Consider the following 15,671-nt stretch of genomic DNA (forward strand, 5'->3'; position numbering starts at 1 on the left):
GAACCTACCGGCATGTTCGGACGCTGGGCGCGTGAAGCTCGTCTTTCATTAGCCCGGCTTCCATCGAGCGTGCCGGGCATCGCCCGTGCGCCCGATCGTCCCGTTCATGCGATACGCGATATCTGGCCGGGCAATCCTGACCATGGTGCGCTGCTGGTGAGCGGTGCGGCCCGTTTCGAAGGCCGCAACATTCCCCTGCGTGCGCATGACTGGGAATATGCCGATCTGGCCCCTGTCACACGCGAATGGCTTCAGGGCTTCACCTGGCTGCGCGATCTGCGCGCACTCGGCAGCGACGAAGCCCGTCTCTATGCCCGCTCGATCGTCGGCAGCTGGCTCGATCAGCCACCCATCGACCCGCTGGTGCTCAATGCCCCTGCAACAGGGGCGCGACTGGCCTCCTGGCTCGGTCATTTCGATTTCTTTGCATCTTCCGCAAGCGAGGCTTTCCGTCAGAAAGTGATGGATCGCCTTCTGGTCGAGGGACGCCTGATTTCCATCATGCTGCCTCTGGCCGAGCAGGGATGGCGCAACCTGACCGCTCTCAAGGGGCTGCTTGCTGTTGCGGTGGCGATCCCGTCGCAGACCGGGTTTCTGCACCGCTTTCACCGTTATCTCGATCAGGAACTGGATCGTCTGACGCTGCCCGATGGGACGCTGCGCGAACGGAGTCCGCAGGCGCAGATGGAAGCCGCGCGCGAGCTTGCCGAAATCAGCGTGTTCATGCGTATGGCGCAGCTGTCACCTTCCGAAAAAGTACAGAACGCGCTCGCCCGTATCTGCCCGGTTCTGCGCGCCCTGCGTCATGGCGATGGCAGTCTGGCGTTGTTTCACGGCAGCAAGGAGCAGGATGACCGTCAGATAGACCGGATCATCCAGTACGGGGCACGTCAGCGTCTTCTGGCGTCATCCATGCCTGATGGCGGGTTCTGGCGTATTTCAGCAGGCAAGGCGCTCCTGTTCGTCGATGGCGCGCCTCCTGCAGGCGCCCCCCATGACGGCAATGCCCATGCGGCGCCGCTTGCGCTGGAGTTCTCGCATGGCAGACAGCGTCTTTTAGTCAATTGTGGTGCCGCTTCGACCGGGATGTGGAAACAGGCGCTGCGCGAGACGGCTGCGCATAGCTCGCTGGTGGTTGAGGAAACCTCCTGCTGCGACTTTACCCCGGCGGGCACGATCGCCCGTCGCCCCGCCCATGTAACGCTTACCCATCAAAGCCAGGATGGTGCGCACTGGGTCGATGGTCAGCATGATGGCTGGTATCCCGGTTTCGGCGCCAGCTGGCGTCGTCGGCTCTATCTCGGCCCTACAGGAGAGGATCTTCGTGGCGAGGAATGTGTCGATGGCGAACGCCGGGTGGCCTTTGCCCTGCGCTTTCATCTCCACCCCTCGGTTCAGGCCGAACTCGCCCCTGATGGGGACGAAGTGCTGATGCATGCAGGCGGGATGATCTGGCGCTTCCGGCAGGAGGGGGGCGTGCTCTCTCTGGAACGGAGTGTCTATGCAGGGGGTGAAAAGCCGGTAGCAAGCCATCAGATCGTCATTCGTCCGCCGGCGGCCGAGGTGACGGCAGTGTCGACCGGTAGCGATGCAGTGACAACATCGACTTCGCAGGAGCCCAAGGAGACCGAAGGGGCTCCTGAGGGCGAAACAATGCCTTCCTCCCAGCCGGGAGAGCCAAGCGAAGCCGGCGCGGGTGCGACTGCGGATACGCAGTCTCCGACGACTGCCAGCGCGCCTGCATTGCCGGAGCTCCCTCACAGGAACGAGCCTCTACCTGCAAGGCAGGTTGTGCAATGGGTCATGGAGCGCGTACCGGAATGATCTGGCGCCGCAAGCGGGCTCCGAGCCGTGCCGGGGGAGAGGGCAGCAAACGCATTCTCGAAATCGCGAATGTCGATTTTGCCATGAAGCAGTTTCTGCATCCACTCATGCAGGCGCTGCGTGACGCCGGGCATCATGTGGAAGGTGGCTGTGCAGACGGGCCGCATCTTGCGACACTGCGTGAGGACGGGTTCGTGGTGCATGCGCTGCCAATGGCGCGTTCCTACTCACCCATTGCCCAGTTCCGGGCGCTTCGGGCCCTGATCCGGCTGATCCGGCGCATGCAGCCGGATCTCGTTCATGGCCATATGCCCATCAGCGGGCTGCTGGCGCGTGTGGCGGCGTGGTGGTGCGGCGTCCCCTGCATCGCCTATACCTGCCACGGCTTTCTGTTCAATCAGCCAGGCTCCTTCAAGCGTCGCGCCCTTTCTTTTGTTCTCGAATGGGCCGCCGGGCAGATTACCGATCGCTACATGACCGTCTCGCATGCAGAGGCGCGCGACGCACGAAGGCTGTATATTCATCGCGGGGCGCAAGGCATTGGCAATGGGCGCGATCCGGCGCGCTACAGGCCAGATGCCCAGGCGCGCGCGGAGATACGTCAGGCCCTCGGTCTGGGTGACGATCAGGTCGTGATCATCGCCGTGTCGCGTATCGTTCGGCACAAAGGCTACCCTGAATTGCTGCGCGCCATGGAGAGCGTTCCTGACGCCGTGCTCGTGATCGTCGGTGAGCGTCTGCCTTCAGATCATGGAGACATGATGGGGCAGGAATTCGCGCGTGCGACGGAAATTCTGGGGTCCCGTCTCAAATTGCTGGGCTATCGCGACGATACGCAGCGCGTGCTGGCGGCTGCCGATATCTTTACCCTGCCAAGCCATTTCGAGGGGCTGCCGATGTCGGTCATTGAGGCCATGCTGACCGGCCTGCCTGTTGTGGCAACCGATATTCGTGGCCCTGCCGAACAGATTGTGTCGGGAGAGTCCGGGCTTCTCGTGCCGCCGGGTCTCGCCGCGCCTCTGTCAGAGGCCTTGACGGAGCTGGTTCGCGATCCGTCGCGCCGTCAGGCGATGGGGGAGGCAGCCCGTGCGCGTGCTGTCGCTCTCTATGGCCAGAAGCGCGTGCTTGAGCGCGTGGTTGCCATTCTGAGCTGATCAGAGCCAGCCATTCTGGCGGGCGATGCGGCTGGCCTCGACACGGTTTCTGGCCCCGATCTTCTGGATGATGTCTGAAAAGCAGTTGCGAAGTGTGCCGGGCGACAGGTCGAACAGCGTTGCGATCTGTTCGCTCGAACGCCCTGACTCGACCAGTCGCAGAATGGCCCGATCGCGGGAATTGAGCGGATCGTGGGCCGCGTCCCAGACCTGTTGCGCGAGTGTGGGGTCTATGGCGCGCCCGCCGCGGCCGACATTGCGCAAGGCTTCGGCAAGCTGGGCAAGAGGCGCGTCTTTCAGGAGATAGCCTCTGACACCTGCATTGAGCGCTCGCTTCATATAGCCTGCACGCGCGAAGGTGGTGACGATCACGACGACCGTATGGGCCTTGGTTGTATAAAGCTTTTCCGCCAGTTCGATGCCGCCGAGTTCAGGCATTTCGATATCGGTGAGAAGAATATCCGGGCGGAGTGTCTGCACAAGCGCGAGTGCGTCCCGCCCGTTGGCGGCTTTGCCGACGATCTCGAAATCGGGTTCCAGGGAGAGCAGGGAGGCGAAGGCCTCCAGAAGCATGACCTGATCTTCAGCCAGAACAAGCCGCAGCTTCTGTCTCATGGAGCATTCCCTAGCGTGACAAGGAGCGTCGTTCCATCGCGTCGAGGGGTGATGACAAGGCTGCCATCAAGCTCGACCAGGCGCGCGCGCATGCCCGTTATACCATTCCCCTCCCGGAATGAAAGGGTGATTTCCTCTCTCGCGTCCCGCGAACGGGTGTCGCGTATTTCGAGTTCTGCCTGATCGCGGGCATTGCGCCGGAAGGTGATGCTGCATGTCTCTGCCCCGGCATGACGCAGGATATTGGTCAAGGCTTCGCGCAGCACCATGATCAGCACCGCTTCCGAGCGAGGAGGCATCAATGTGGTGTCACCGTTCACGGCGACAGAAATGCCAGCGTCCTTGAGCGCAAGACAGCCGTCGGCCAGTTCCTGCTTCAGGCTGGTGAGGCGTATGGCCGAGACAGCGAGCCTCGTCTCGGCAAGCGCCTGACGCGTTTTCTCGCCGATTTCATGGAGTTCGCAGGCGGCCCCCTGCGGATTATCCGGGAGGTAACGCAGGGCGAGGTCTGCCTTGAGGGCAATCAGGGTCAGGGAGTGTCCGAGCGTATCGTGCAGATCACGGGCGAAACGCTCGCGTTCTGTCATGAGTGTCAGCGCCCTGATCTCCTCCTGCGCGGCCGCCAGAGCCTCGTTCTGTCTATGGAGATCCATCGATAGTCTGGTCGTGGTCAGAACGCCAAGCGCCACGATGAGAGTGATCAGACTGCCGATCAGTCCCTCATCAAAACGCCAGCTCAGGAAGCCATAAGCGGCAAGAATGGGGGCGAGGGCGCAAAAACGGGAAACACGCGAGCGTATGGCTCCGCAGGTAGCGGCCGCCGAGATAAAGAAGATTCCCCAATATCCCCCGAACGGAATGAGCGCAGTGCCGATCAGGGCATAGACACCGGCCCGCAGACCGACCGTGAGAGCAAAGCGCCCCGGCAGGAAAGGCAGGACCATAAAGAGCCCGGCGCCGCAGAGAAAAGCGATGACAGCGAGCGGTGTCGTGCCCCGTGCGAGCCAGGGCAGGGGATAGAGCAGAAGATAGAAGGCGAAACTGAAGCGGCGAACCAGCGCAGCACGGGTAAGGCCTTGCGTCTCGCTCATGAAAGCACCTGTACGTCATGTGCGCCTGTGCGGACGGGCTCAGGCGCTGTATCCCGAACCGCTCGGGGCGGGAGGCTGTTCATGAGACGCAGTACAGCGCCCAGCCAGCAGGATGTCGCGGTACCGAGTCCGGCAACCAGCATGTGCCAGGGCTGAGGGAGCGCCAGAGAAAAAAGTGTGACGAGCAGAATGGCGAGGCCTGTACCGATATGAACAGGTTCTTTCATGGCCCGCCCCAATGGCAGGTAGGAGGCTCCGATCACGAGACCCGCGACGAGCAGCATGAGATCGGGTCTATGCAAAATCGATAACACTGTTCCCGCGGTCATCAGCAGTATGACACGCGCGCGCCTGGTGCGGGCCGCAAGAACACGATCAATGACAAATTCCGGCCGGCCGAGATCGATATCGCGTGTCAGAAAACCCCAGGCAAGGGGAAGGGTGATGGCGGCAAGAAGGGTGGCACATATCCATAGAGGCCAATGCAGCACAGCAAGGCCCCGCATCCCCCAGGCGGCAGCAAAGGCAAGCCCGCCCAGATCGGTCAGGGCATAGCGCCAGTATCGCGGGCGTTTGAAGAAGGCACCCATTTTTCGGTCTCCCATGATCGTCGTGTCACGCAGGCGATCATGGGAGAAGTTTCGATTCGGCAATAGTGTGCTGCGTCACCGCCGTGGCGTGACGCAGCATGACAGGAGGTTCATGCGCTGTGGCAGCAACCCAAACGGGTGCGAAAACAGCGTGTTACCTATATAGGCCGGACCTTGCGGGTAGGCGTCAGACCGGCCGCAGCAGAAGATGGCGCTTCTTGCCGGAAGAAAGCTTGAGAACGCCCTCAACCAGATCATCAGAGGTGATGACGCGGTTCTCATCCTGTATGGGCTCGTCGTTCAGGCGTGCGCCGCCACCACGGATCAGTCGTCGTGCTTCGCTGTTTGTCGCGACCAGGCCAGACTCACCAAAGAGGCGGAAAGCCGGAATTCCTGCTTCCAGATCGGCTTTTGGCAGATCGCGCGAGGGCAGATCGGTCGCCAGACCGCCTGCCTCGAAAGCCTGACGCGCCGTTTCTGCCGCTGCAAGAGCGGCTTCGCGCCCGTGGCAGATTGCCGTTGCTTCCGTGGCCAGGATTTTCTTGGCTTCGTTGATCGCAGCCCCTTCCAGGGCGCCAAGGCGCTCGCATTCCTCAACCGGCAGATCCGTGAAGAATTTGAGGAAGCGCCCGACATCGGCGTCTTCTGTGTTGCGCCAGAACTGCCAGTACTCGAACACTGGAAGCTTTTCCGCGCTTACCCAGGTCGCGCCATTGGCCGATTTGCCCATTTTGGCGCCGGATGACGTGGTGACCAGCGGCGTCGTCAGACCAAAGACCTGTTTGGAATCCGTGCGGCGTGCCAGATCGATACCGGCAACGATATTGCCCCATTGATCAGAGCCGCCCATTTGCAAAACTGCGCCATGACGACGGTTCAACTCGCGGAAATCATAGGATTGCAGGATCGAATAGTTGAATTCGAGAAAGGTCAGGCCCTGTTCGCGGTCGAGGCGCTGCCTGACGCTTTCAAAGGAGAGCATGCGGCTGATCGAGAAATGTACCCCAACATCCTGTAGCAGCTCGATATAGGAGAGGCGGTCGAGCCATTCGGCATTATTGGCCAGCATCGCATCGCTGGGGCCCGATCCGAAGCTCAGAAACTGGCGCAGACTGACCTCGATGCCAGCCAGATTATGCGCGAGCTTTTCGGGGCTCATCAGGGCGCGTGCTTCGTCGCGAAAGGACGGATCGCCGATCTTGGCCGTGCCGCCGCCCATCAGGGCAATAGGGCGATGGCCGTGGCGCTGCATCAGGCGCAGCATCATGATGGAGAGGGCGTTGCCAACATGAAGCGAGTCGGCTGTCGGGTCAAAACCGATATAGCCTGTGACCGGACCAGCGCACAGGGCGTCATCAAGAGCGGCAAGGTCGGTGCATTGGAAAATATAGCCCCGAGCGTCAGCCTCTTTCAGAAAAGGACTTTTCAGCGCGTGCTCTGCCATATCGGTCTATCCACTATCATGAGGCGGGTTGAGGCTGGGGGTCGTAGCATGAAAAGAGCGCAAAGCCGACCGTGACCACCATAAAGCGGTGCGAAACCTCAATAAAAAAGGCGGGGAAAGCCCCCGCCTTTTGAAATATCTGCACCACTGGGCACAGATCAGTCTGCGGCAATCGCCAGGACACGGCGGTTGCGCATCACCGTCACATGGTCTTCGAGCGCAGACGCAACTTTTTCGGCTTCGCTTGCGAAGATATGGTTGGCGCCCTCGAAGATGCGATAATCGACCTCGACATTCTTCTGGGTGTTCAGCTTGTCGACCAGCTTGCGAATGCCTGGCTCGGGGGCCATGTCATCCTTGTCGCCCGCGATCATCAGCCCGCCGCAGGGGCAGGGCGCCAGAAAGCCGAAATCATAGTCATTGGCCGGAGGCGCAACGCTGATCCAGCCGCTGATTTCCGGACGACGCATCAGAAGCTGCATGCCCACGAAGGCGCCGAAGGAATAACCCGCAATCCAGAGCTCGCTGGAATTGGGATTGACCATCTGCATCCAGTCGAGAGCAGCGGCGGCATCTGAAATTTCGCCGATCCCGCCATCATAGCGCCCCTGCGAACGGCCTACGCCGCGCGAGTTGTAGCGCATGACCGAAAAACCCATTTTCTCGAACGACCGATACATCGTGTAGGTGATGCGGTTGTTCATGGTGCCGCCGTGAAGCGGATGTGGATGCAGAACCAGTGCGAGCGGCGCATTCGGCTCGTCAGAATGGTGGTAGCGACCCTCCAACCGGCCATCAGGGCCGGCGAACATGACTTCAGGCATCAAAATGCTTCCGAATTGACCTCTTGCCCGCGATTTGAAGCCGGCAGAGGGATGTGTTTTTATTGTGAGAAATGAACCTGATCGCGCGAGGCTTGCACAAGAAGGGGCAAAAGACCCTCTGCGAAGCGGTTCATGATGAACGGCGCGGAAGCGTCAGCCGTACTGTACCGTGTGAACGGCTGGTCGAGGGTGAAAGCCACGAAGGGATTCGACAGGCGTTGAAACGCACATGGACAAGCTCCTCGACGGTGAGAGAATACCAGGCCGATATTCCCTGACGCGGCGCGGGCATTTTCCGGGGGGTAAAACGCCCACCGCAAACGACCGCCACGCCATCATTGGCGCAGTGTATAACGAGGCTGTAGGGTAAAATTCCACAGAAATCGTCAAAGGGCGCGATTTCACCTGCGTGAGGTTTTGACTTGCACTTGTTCGGCCCAAACCGATTTATAGGCGCATGACGGTTTATCTTGACGCGAATGCTACCGAAATTCTGCGAGATGGCGCCATGGCAGCCATGCTGGATGCTGTGCGCCTTACAGGTAATCCCTCATCGGTACATGGGCCGGGCCGTGAGGCGCGCCGCCTGCTGGAAGCTGCCAGGGAAACGATTGGCCGTTTCTGGAATGCCGGGCCGGAACAGGTGGTTTTCACCTCTGGCGGTACCGAGGCCAATGCACTGGCAATTCATGCTTTCGGTGAGGGCAGGCGTCTGCTGATCGGCGCAACCGAGCATGATGCTGTGCGCATGGCCTCGCCCGATCATGAAGTTCTGCCAGTATTGTCCGATGGCAGTTTGTGCCTCCAAGCGCTCGAGACGGCGCTCCAGCGCGGTGGTCCGGCACTTGTCTGCGCCATGGCTGCCAATAATGAGACGGGTATCCTGCACCCCATCGAGACCGTCAGGATGTTGTGCACGCGATATGGCGCGCTGCTTCATGTCGATGCCGTGCAATTGGCGGGGCGCCATGTCGAAGGCGAGGCAAGATTGACGGTCGAGGGGCTGACCAGCCTCGCCATTTCCGGACACAAGGCGGGAGGCATCAAGGGCGCAGGGGCTCTTGTTCTCGGCGCCGAGGGACATGTTGCGCCCATGCTGCGTGGTGGCGGACAGGAACGGGGGCGGCGTGGTGGCACACAGGCCCTGCCAGCCATTGCCTCAATGGCCGCTGCTTTCGAACTGGCTGCAGCGCAGGACTGGGCGCCTATTGCCGCCTTGCGCGACCGTGTCGATGAGGCGGCATTATCCTGCGGGGCGATAATAACCGGAGGGGGCGGCCGCCCGCGCCTGCCCAATACGACATCGCTGATTTTGCACGGTGTTTCGGCCCAGACGCAGCTCATGATGCTCGATCTGGCAGGCTATGCGGTCTCGACCGGCTCGGCGTGCTCGTCCGGCAAGGTAACGGCTTCTCACGTGCTTCAGGCCATGGGGCTGGATGACGATGCCGCCTGTGCCATAAGGGTATCGCTTCCCTGGAATGCGACAGAAAGCCAGATTGACGGGTTTATTCTGGCCTATCGGGACATGGCGGGCCGTCTGGGGAAAAAAGCGGCATGATCTATCTCGATAATCAGGCCACGACGCGCTGCGACCCGGAAGTGGTATCGGCGATGTTGCCTTGGTTCAGTGAGCATTACGGGAACCCGCATAGCGAGGGCCACAAGGCGGGTGATCTGGCTGCCGAGGCGGTTGAAAACGCCCGTGCGGCCGTGGCGTCGCTGATCGGGGCCACACCGAGAGAGATTGTCTTCACCTCCGGAGCGACCGAGGCCAATAATCTCGCTATCAAGGGGGCCGCGCGCCATCTCGCACGTCAGGGAAGCGAACGCCGGCGGCTGATCACGGTAGCCACTGAACATAAATGCGTGCTCGAATCCGTGCGAGATCTTGCTGCAGAGGGTTTCGAGCCGGTCATCCTGCCTGTCTGTCGTGACGGGCTCGTGAGCGCACGGGATCTCTCTGTGGCGCTCGAGGTGCCGACGGCGCTTGTCAGTATCATGAGCGTCAATAACGAGACCGGCGTTATTCAGAATATCGAAACCCTCTCGGCCCTGACCCGTCAGGCTGGGGCGCTGTTTCATACCGACGCAGCCCAGGCTGCCGGGAAAATGAGCCTCACCTGTGCGTCGAGCGATCTGATGTCGCTTTCGGCTCATAAATTCTACGGGCCGAAAGGCATTGGCGCGCTTTATGTCAGACATAAGCCACGCACGCGCTTGCAGCCGCTTTTTTCTGGCGGTGGTCAGGAGCGTGGCCTTCGTTCCGGAACACTGCCAACGCCGTTGATCGTAGGGTTTGGTGAGGCAGCCCGGCTGGCCCAGAAAGCCCTGTCTGGGGAAGCGCCACGGCTTGAAGGCCTGCGCGCGCAATTGCTCGAGGGGCTCGAGCGCCTCTTTCCCGGCCTCGTGGTGAATGGTGCTCAGGCGCGGCGCATAGCAGGGGCGCTCAATCTGATGTTTCCGCCCGGCTATGCAGCGCGTGACATCATGGCGGCGTTGCCTGATATCGCCCTTTCAACGGGCTCGGCGTGCAGTTCGGCCGAGATCACGCCGTCTTATGTGCTGACCGCCATGGGGCTGGATGCAAAAGACGCTGCACGATGCTTGCGTCTGTCGGTCGGACGCTTTACCTCCACGCCCGAGATCGTGCAGGCCCTCGAGGAATTCGGGTTGGCGGCACGCGAGGCCCGTCGTGCCTCGTAACGAAGAAGCAGGGTGACAAGAACATGCCTCATATGATTTTCGTCGAGCAGGACGGCAGCCGCAAGGAAGTCGATGCCCCTATCGGCCTGTCTGTGCTCGAAATCGCGCATAAGCACGATATCGAACTCGAAGGCGCCTGCGAAGGCTCGCTGGCCTGCGCTACCTGTCACGTGGTGGTCGATCCGGAATGGGCAGACAAGCTCTCTGCGCCGACGGATGACGAAGAAGACATGCTCGATCTGGCTTTCGGGCTCGAAAAGACTTCCCGTCTGGGCTGCCAGATCGTTATGACGGAAGCGCTGGACGGTCTGGTCGTGCGTCTGCCCAAGGCGTCCTGAGTACTGGCGGATCCCATATCGGGGTTCGCCCCTTTTTCAGACAATAGAGAGATCTCATGCGTATCCTAGTTGCCATGTCGGGAGGCGTGGACAGTTCTGTTGTGGCCGCGACCCTGAAACAGGAGGGGCATGAGGTCATTGGCGCCACGCTGCAGCTTTACGATCACGGACAGGCCGTCTCGAAGCCGGGCGCCTGCTGTGCGGGGCGCGATATCCTCGACGCACGCGCCGTAGCAGACAGGCTCGACATCCCGCATTATGTGATCGATGCCGAAGAGCGTTTCCGCAGCAGTGTGATGGCGAGCTTTGCTGACAGCTATGCGCGTGGCGAGACCCCTGTACCCTGCGTTGCCTGCAACCAGGGTGTGAAATTTACCGATCTGCTCAGCATGGCGCGCGATCTGGGCTGCGAGGCCATGGCAACCGGCCATTATGTGCGTCGTGTCGAGGGCGAAGGGCGCGCAGAACTGCATCGCCCGGCCGATCTGTCACGCGACCAGTCATGGTTTCTGTTTGCGACCACGCAGGATCAGCTTGATTATCTTCGCTTCCCGCTTGGCGATATGCCCAACAAGGAAGCGGTGCGTCAGAAAGCGCAGGAATTCGGTCTGGCCATTGCAGCCAAGCCCGACAGTCAGGATATCTGCTTCGTGCCCTCAGGCACCTATGCGTCGGTGGTCGAGAAGCTGCGCCCCGAGACCAATGGTGCAGGCGAGATTGTCGATGAGACCGGGCGCGTGCTTGGCCAGCATGAGGGCATCGCCCGCTACACGGTCGGGCAGAGCAAGCGTCTGGGCGATATCCATACCAAGGATGGGCGGCGCCAGATCGTGAAGCGCATCGACGCCACGACACGTCGTATCATCGTCGGGCCCAAGGAAAGTGCTGGTCGCATCGAGTTCGCGCTGCGTGACATGAACTGGCTGATCGAGCCGCTGCTCGAGGGCGTGCGCTGTCATGTGCAGATCAGGGCGCGTGAAGTCTCGCGTGAGGCTTGGGTCTATCCGCTTGCCGATGGCGCAAAGGTGGTGTTGGATGAGCCCGCCATGCCCGCGCCGGGTCAGGCCTGCGTGCTCTATCAGGGGAGCAGGGTGCTGGGCGGGGGCTTCATTCTTTCCTGAGAGGAAGTGTCTGCCTTGGATCGTCTCGTCATCGGTACGCGCCGCTATTCTTCCTGGTCTCTCCGTGGCTGGCTGGCGGTGCGTTGTGCCGGGCTGGATGTGCCCGATGAGGTGATTGCCCTGCGCGGCGCCGGGCAGACGAGCGAGATCCATGCCATCTCGCCCAATGCCCTGGTACCCTATCTCGAACATCGGGGTGCGAAGATCTGGGAAAGCCTTGCGATCTGCGAATATTGTGCTGAAATCGCGCCTTCACTCTGGCCGAGCGAACGCGTGGCCCGTGCGGCGGCACGCAGCATTGCCTCTGAGATGCATGCTGGTTTCAGGGCCTTACGTCAGGCCCTGCCCATGAATCTCGGCCGCGAAGGGCGTGTGCTGGCTGTCATGCCGGATGAGGCGCAGCGTGATATCGAGACAATCGACCGTCTGTGGAGCGTAACGCGTGGACAATTCGGCGCTTCCGGCCCGTATCTGTTCGGGGCCGATTTCACCAATGCCGACATCATGTTTGCGCCGGTCGTATCGCGCTTCACCTCCTACGGGATCGTGCTGTCACCCGTTGCCGATGCGTATCGCACCGCCGTGCTCGATCACCCTCTGATGCAGGAATGGCAGCGCCTTGCCGCGCTTGAGCCCGTTGAATGGCAGCTCGACCGCTATGAAAGTATTGCCTGAGACTTTGCGGAACCCGGGGTAGTTCCCGGGTTTCCGTTGTGTCTGACCGGGAGGAGCGGGGTCATCGTTTCTCCCCTCGACCGACCGGTCTGGAATTACGGTATTGCCAGATCAGGGCTTTATGGTCCTTCATCCAGTATCGTGAAAATCAGATCAATAAACTGCGGTTGTCAGCATTCTGTTGTGTGGGCAACAGAGACTTGCCGGTTACGATGTGGGATTATTATTTCGTCGAGAAATAAAGCCTGCTCGAAATTTATATGATATTTTTATTTCACTCGCTTGTTGGCGGAAATTCTTTATTCAGTCAGGGTCGGCGAGCGCTATTTTTTCAATTCAGACTTGGCGAACGTTGCGCGTCCAGTTATAAGCCGCGCCAAACGAGCCATGCCGACATGCTCAGGATACGGGTTCGGCCCAAGTTCCCATCCAGAAGGCAATGCGGGGCGGCGCGGCCCAAGCGACTTGCGTTAAGGACAGACGTGCATGATCACGCTCCCACCGGATTATCGGCCCTCTGACGAAGAAGAATTCATGAATCCGCTTCATGTGGAGTTCTTTAAACAGAAGTTGCTCCGCTGGCGCAATGATCTGCTCAAGGAAGCCAATCTGACGCTTGCCAGTCTTTCCGAAGGCGGCATTCATGAAGCCGATGTGACCGACCGTGCGAGCGTCGAAACCGATCGCGCCCTTGAGCTGCGCACCCGGGACCGCGCCCGCAAGCTGATCGGCAAGATCAATCTGGCCCTTCAGCGCGTCGAGAACGGGTCTTACGGCTATTGTGAGGAAACCGGCGAGCCCATCGGCCTGAAGCGCCTTGAAGCACGTCCCATCGCGACCATGACGATTGAAGCGCAGGAGCGTCATGAGCGTATGGAAAAAATTCACCGCGACGACTGATTCTTTTGAAAAAAAGCGCTTTCGGGGCTTGCAGCTTTCGGGCTGAGAAGCTACGAAGCGCTCCAGTTGCTGCTGTAGCTCAGTGGTAGAGCACTCCCTTGGTAAGGGAGAGGTCGCGAGTTCAATCCTCGCTAGCAGCACCACTTTCCCTGAAAGAAAAAATACTCAGACAACCAGCCCGGTCGGCTAGGTTGTTTTTTGTCGTTTGTGCTTCTTGCGGCAGGTTATGCTTCGCCGGAGCGAGGCACAACCCATTGTCAGCTCAGAGAATGCCGCCCGAGATCGGCAGGGTCACGCCCGTGATATAGCTCGAATCCTCGCTCAGCAGGAAAGCGACTGTTCCAGGAATTTCCTCGATATCGCCAAGGCGACGCATCGGCACGCCAGCCACCATTTCGACCTTCACCTTCTCGGGGTCGGTTGAGAAATACTGGGTGTTGGTTGCGGCCTGAAGCTCGGTCTGGCGGTCCCACATGAAGCCGGGGCCCATCAGGGCAGGGGCAATTCCGTTGACACGGATATTATGCGGGGCGAGATCCTTCGAGGCTACCTGCGTGAGGCCAACCACACCGAATTTCGATGAGCCATAGGCAGCCATGTTGGGCGGACCCTGCAGGCCAGCCATGCTGGCCGTATTCACGATGCTGCCCGAGCGGCGCTCGACCATGCGGCGCGACACGGCGCGCAACACGTGAAAGGCCCCCACGAGATCGATATTCACGACGCGCTGGAAATCCTCGACCGGATAATCCTGAACCGGCGCGAAGGCTCCCTGATAACCGGCATTGTTGAACAGGAAATCGATCGGTCCGACCGTTTTCTCGGCGTATTCCACGGCTTCTTCGACGCTGGCGTAGTTCGTGACATCGCAGACAACCGTCTTCACCTTCACGCCGTGCTCGGCAAAGCCCTTGGCAACGTCATCGAGCTTGGCCTGATCGAGATCAAGCAGCACTACATGGCTGCCTTCCTTTGCAAGGCGTCGGGCAACGGCCAAGCCGATATTCCCTGCGGCACCAGTCACAAGGGCGGTCTTGCCTGCGAAGCGTTTCGTATCACTCATTGATTGTTTTTCCTTCGAGGCCTGCACCAGATCGACGATCCCGCGCAGGCAAAACGGCGCCGTCCCGCAAGGAGGCGGCGGGCATTATCTGCTAACTATCCAGAAGCCTTTCGGTCGCATCGGCCTGGATCAAAGTGTCTTGAGCATGCCGCCATCGACGAAATAGGACGATCCTACGCTGTACGAGGCCTTGTCCGAGCACAGGAAGACAAAGAAATTGGCCAGTTCTTCCGGTGAGCCGAAGCGCTTGATGGGGGCATGTTCGTCAGCCACTGACTGCAGATAGCCTTCCCAGTCGCCGCCGCTCTCGCTTGTGAGTTGCTTGGCGGTCTTTACCCAGTCGGGCGTCAGGATCAGGCCCGGATTGACGCAATTCACCCGGATATTGTCCTTGATCACTTCGGTGGCGAGCGTTTTGGAGAACATCATCAATGCGGCCTTGGTGACGTTATAGATCGGCTCGTACCACAGAGGCTGTGCGGCGCAGATCGAGGCGTTGTGGATGATGGCACCACCACCTCGTGTTTTCATGCCCGGCACGAGACCGCGTGCCAGGCGCACCGCCGCCATCACATGCAGCTCCCAGTAGAACTGCCATTTGTCATCGGGCGCTTCCATGATCGTCTCGTTCGAGCCGGTGCCTGCATTGTTGATCAGGATATCCGCGCCACCAAAGGCCTCGTCGATCTGGCGAACCACGCTCTCGACACCCTCGGCCGTTGCGACATCGGCAGAAATAGGCAGGCAGCGCACGCCATGGGTTTCGGCCAGCTGGCGGGCAGCGCTTTCCAGCCTATCCTTGTCGCGGGCAACCATGACGATATGGGCGCCCTCACGGGCCAGGCCCTCGGCCACAGCCAGACCAATTCCGACGCTACCGCCTGTTACGACCGCTACCTTGTTTTTCAGGTCCAGATCCATCTTATCGCTCCTTTGTGAGACTAAGGTGGCCCGAAACGGCCCACCGGATGACTGCGACTGAACGGGGATATTCGTCTTTGCAAAAGGGGGGAGGGCGAACACGATGAAGTGTCATCGAACACGCCACAGTGAGGTGGCCAGAAAGCGTTCCTGATCGAGCTGTCAAAAAGTGTTTTTGCGCTGAAACAGCGAATTTTACCTGACGCACCATTGGAGAGCCCCTTGGTGAGCGGATGGGAGTCATTTGCCTTCTAGGGGCAGTGGCACGCCCGGGCGGCGGGCGATGCAGAGGCAGAAAGAGCATGCTTTCGGGGAAGGCTTCCAACGGTCCGACGATCGGGCGTGCTCTGTCAACGGAGGCCTATGGTGTCTGGGCAGCGGTGGGATGGGTTGTCCTGCCTCGTA

Annotated in this window: 15 protein-coding genes and 1 tRNA gene; 9 read left to right on the plus strand and 7 right to left on the minus strand. The window is 60.3% G+C overall.

What is annotated here, in order from left to right:
* Window positions 1–12: 12 nt before the first annotated feature.
* Window positions 13–1,824, plus strand: coding sequence for a heparinase II/III family protein (locus AAID99_RS01215; protein ID WP_498492851.1), 1,812 nt, complete (start codon window positions 13–15; stop codon window positions 1,822–1,824).
* Entirely contained in the window at window positions 1,821–2,978 is a 1,158-nt protein-coding gene (locus tag AAID99_RS01220; RefSeq protein ID WP_188424832.1) for a glycosyltransferase family 4 protein, read from the plus strand. The genes AAID99_RS01215 and AAID99_RS01220 overlap by 4 nt, the downstream gene beginning before the upstream one ends.
* Here AAID99_RS01220 and AAID99_RS01225 read toward each other — a convergent pair whose 3' ends face one another.
* From AAID99_RS01225 to AAID99_RS01245, 5 genes are all read right to left on the minus strand, one after another.
* Window positions 2,979–3,593: a response regulator gene (locus AAID99_RS01225; RefSeq protein ID WP_498492853.1), complete on the minus strand. Its 615-nt coding sequence runs from the start codon at window positions 3,591–3,593 to the stop codon at window positions 2,979–2,981.
* On the minus strand, window positions 3,590–4,684 hold the full coding sequence (locus AAID99_RS01230) for a sensor histidine kinase (RefSeq protein WP_498492855.1): 1,095 nt from the start codon (window positions 4,682–4,684) through the stop codon (window positions 3,590–3,592). Before AAID99_RS01230 ends, AAID99_RS01225 begins: the two co-directional genes overlap by 4 nt.
* Window positions 4,681–5,274: a hypothetical protein gene (locus AAID99_RS01235; protein ID WP_498492857.1), complete on the minus strand. Its 594-nt coding sequence runs from the start codon at window positions 5,272–5,274 to the stop codon at window positions 4,681–4,683. Before AAID99_RS01235 ends, AAID99_RS01230 begins: the two co-directional genes overlap by 4 nt.
* Window positions 5,275–5,461: 187 nt before the next feature.
* Window positions 5,462–6,718: a tyrosine--tRNA ligase gene (gene tyrS / locus AAID99_RS01240; protein ID WP_188424840.1), complete on the minus strand. Its 1,257-nt coding sequence runs from the start codon at window positions 6,716–6,718 to the stop codon at window positions 5,462–5,464.
* Between the two features lie 158 nt (window positions 6,719–6,876).
* Entirely contained in the window at window positions 6,877–7,542 is a 666-nt protein-coding gene (locus AAID99_RS01245) for an alpha/beta hydrolase (RefSeq protein WP_025841477.1), read from the minus strand.
* A 457-nt stretch (window positions 7,543–7,999) separates the two neighbouring features.
* Between AAID99_RS01245 and AAID99_RS01250 the strand changes: the two genes are divergently transcribed.
* The 7 genes from AAID99_RS01250 to AAID99_RS01280 all read left to right on the plus strand — a co-directional run bounded on the left by AAID99_RS01250 (window position 8,000) and on the right by AAID99_RS01280 (window position 13,425).
* Window positions 8,000–9,103, plus strand: coding sequence for a cysteine desulfurase family protein (locus tag AAID99_RS01250; RefSeq protein ID WP_498492860.1), 1,104 nt, complete (start codon window positions 8,000–8,002; stop codon window positions 9,101–9,103).
* On the plus strand, window positions 9,100–10,248 hold the full coding sequence (locus AAID99_RS01255; RefSeq protein WP_188424845.1) for a cysteine desulfurase family protein: 1,149 nt from the start codon (window positions 9,100–9,102) through the stop codon (window positions 10,246–10,248). The genes AAID99_RS01250 and AAID99_RS01255 overlap by 4 nt, the downstream gene beginning before the upstream one ends.
* 23 nt (window positions 10,249–10,271) lie before the next feature.
* The gene (locus AAID99_RS01260; RefSeq protein ID WP_188424847.1) at window positions 10,272–10,586 is read left to right on the plus strand and encodes a ferredoxin family 2Fe-2S iron-sulfur cluster binding protein; all 315 of its coding nucleotides are present in this window, start codon (window positions 10,272–10,274) and stop codon (window positions 10,584–10,586) included.
* Window positions 10,587–10,642: 56 nt separating this feature from the next.
* Window positions 10,643–11,707, plus strand: coding sequence for a tRNA 2-thiouridine(34) synthase MnmA (gene mnmA / locus AAID99_RS01265; RefSeq protein WP_188424849.1), 1,065 nt, complete (start codon window positions 10,643–10,645; stop codon window positions 11,705–11,707).
* A 6-nt stretch (window positions 11,708–11,713) separates the two neighbouring features.
* Window positions 11,714–12,382, plus strand: coding sequence for a glutathione S-transferase family protein (locus tag AAID99_RS01270; RefSeq protein ID WP_188424851.1), 669 nt, complete (start codon window positions 11,714–11,716; stop codon window positions 12,380–12,382).
* 486 nt (window positions 12,383–12,868) lie between these two features.
* Window positions 12,869–13,282, plus strand: coding sequence for an RNA polymerase-binding protein DksA (gene dksA, locus AAID99_RS01275; RefSeq protein ID WP_188424860.1), 414 nt, complete (start codon window positions 12,869–12,871; stop codon window positions 13,280–13,282).
* Window positions 13,283–13,350: 68 nt separating this feature from the next.
* Window positions 13,351–13,425, plus strand: a tRNA-Thr gene (locus AAID99_RS01280).
* Between the two features lie 119 nt (window positions 13,426–13,544).
* On the opposite strand, the gene AAID99_RS01285 is transcribed toward AAID99_RS01280, so the two are convergent.
* Window positions 13,545–14,345 carry an SDR family NAD(P)-dependent oxidoreductase gene (locus AAID99_RS01285; RefSeq protein WP_188424861.1) on the minus strand — a complete coding sequence of 267 codons (801 nt, stop codon included), beginning with the start codon at window positions 14,343–14,345 and terminating at the stop codon, window positions 13,545–13,547.
* Between the two features lie 129 nt (window positions 14,346–14,474).
* Window positions 14,475–15,266 carry an SDR family NAD(P)-dependent oxidoreductase gene (locus AAID99_RS01290; protein ID WP_498492864.1) on the minus strand — a complete coding sequence of 264 codons (792 nt, stop codon included), beginning with the start codon at window positions 15,264–15,266 and terminating at the stop codon, window positions 14,475–14,477.
* Window positions 15,267–15,671 lie beyond the last annotated feature (405 nt).

The sequence above is a fragment of the Asaia sp. Ae19-3 genome, assembly GCF_059801175.1.

Coding starts and splice junctions, on each gene's coding strand:
- AAID99_RS01215 (WP_498492851.1), top strand. CDS start 13: ATGTTCGGACGCTGGGCGCGTGAAGCTCGTCTTTCATTAGCCCGGCTT.
- AAID99_RS01220 (WP_188424832.1), top strand. CDS start 1,821: ATGATCTGGCGCCGCAAGCGGGCTCCGAGCCGTGCCGGGGGAGAGGGC.
- AAID99_RS01225 (WP_498492853.1), bottom strand. CDS start 3,593: ATGAGACAGAAGCTGCGGCTTGTTCTGGCTGAAGATCAGGTCATGCTT.
- AAID99_RS01230 (WP_498492855.1), bottom strand. CDS start 4,684: ATGAGCGAGACGCAAGGCCTTACCCGTGCTGCGCTGGTTCGCCGCTTC.
- AAID99_RS01235 (WP_498492857.1), bottom strand. CDS start 5,274: ATGGGTGCCTTCTTCAAACGCCCGCGATACTGGCGCTATGCCCTGACC.
- tyrS (WP_188424840.1), bottom strand. CDS start 6,718: ATGGCAGAGCACGCGCTGAAAAGTCCTTTTCTGAAAGAGGCTGACGCT.
- AAID99_RS01245 (WP_025841477.1), bottom strand. CDS start 7,542: ATGCCTGAAGTCATGTTCGCCGGCCCTGATGGCCGGTTGGAGGGTCGC.
- AAID99_RS01250 (WP_498492860.1), top strand. CDS start 8,000: ATGACGGTTTATCTTGACGCGAATGCTACCGAAATTCTGCGAGATGGC.
- AAID99_RS01255 (WP_188424845.1), top strand. CDS start 9,100: ATGATCTATCTCGATAATCAGGCCACGACGCGCTGCGACCCGGAAGTG.
- AAID99_RS01260 (WP_188424847.1), top strand. CDS start 10,272: ATGCCTCATATGATTTTCGTCGAGCAGGACGGCAGCCGCAAGGAAGTC.
- mnmA (WP_188424849.1), top strand. CDS start 10,643: ATGCGTATCCTAGTTGCCATGTCGGGAGGCGTGGACAGTTCTGTTGTG.
- dksA (WP_188424860.1), top strand. CDS start 12,869: ATGATCACGCTCCCACCGGATTATCGGCCCTCTGACGAAGAAGAATTC.
- AAID99_RS01285 (WP_188424861.1), bottom strand. CDS start 14,345: ATGAGTGATACGAAACGCTTCGCAGGCAAGACCGCCCTTGTGACTGGT.
- AAID99_RS01290 (WP_498492864.1), bottom strand. CDS start 15,266: ATGGATCTGGACCTGAAAAACAAGGTAGCGGTCGTAACAGGCGGTAGC.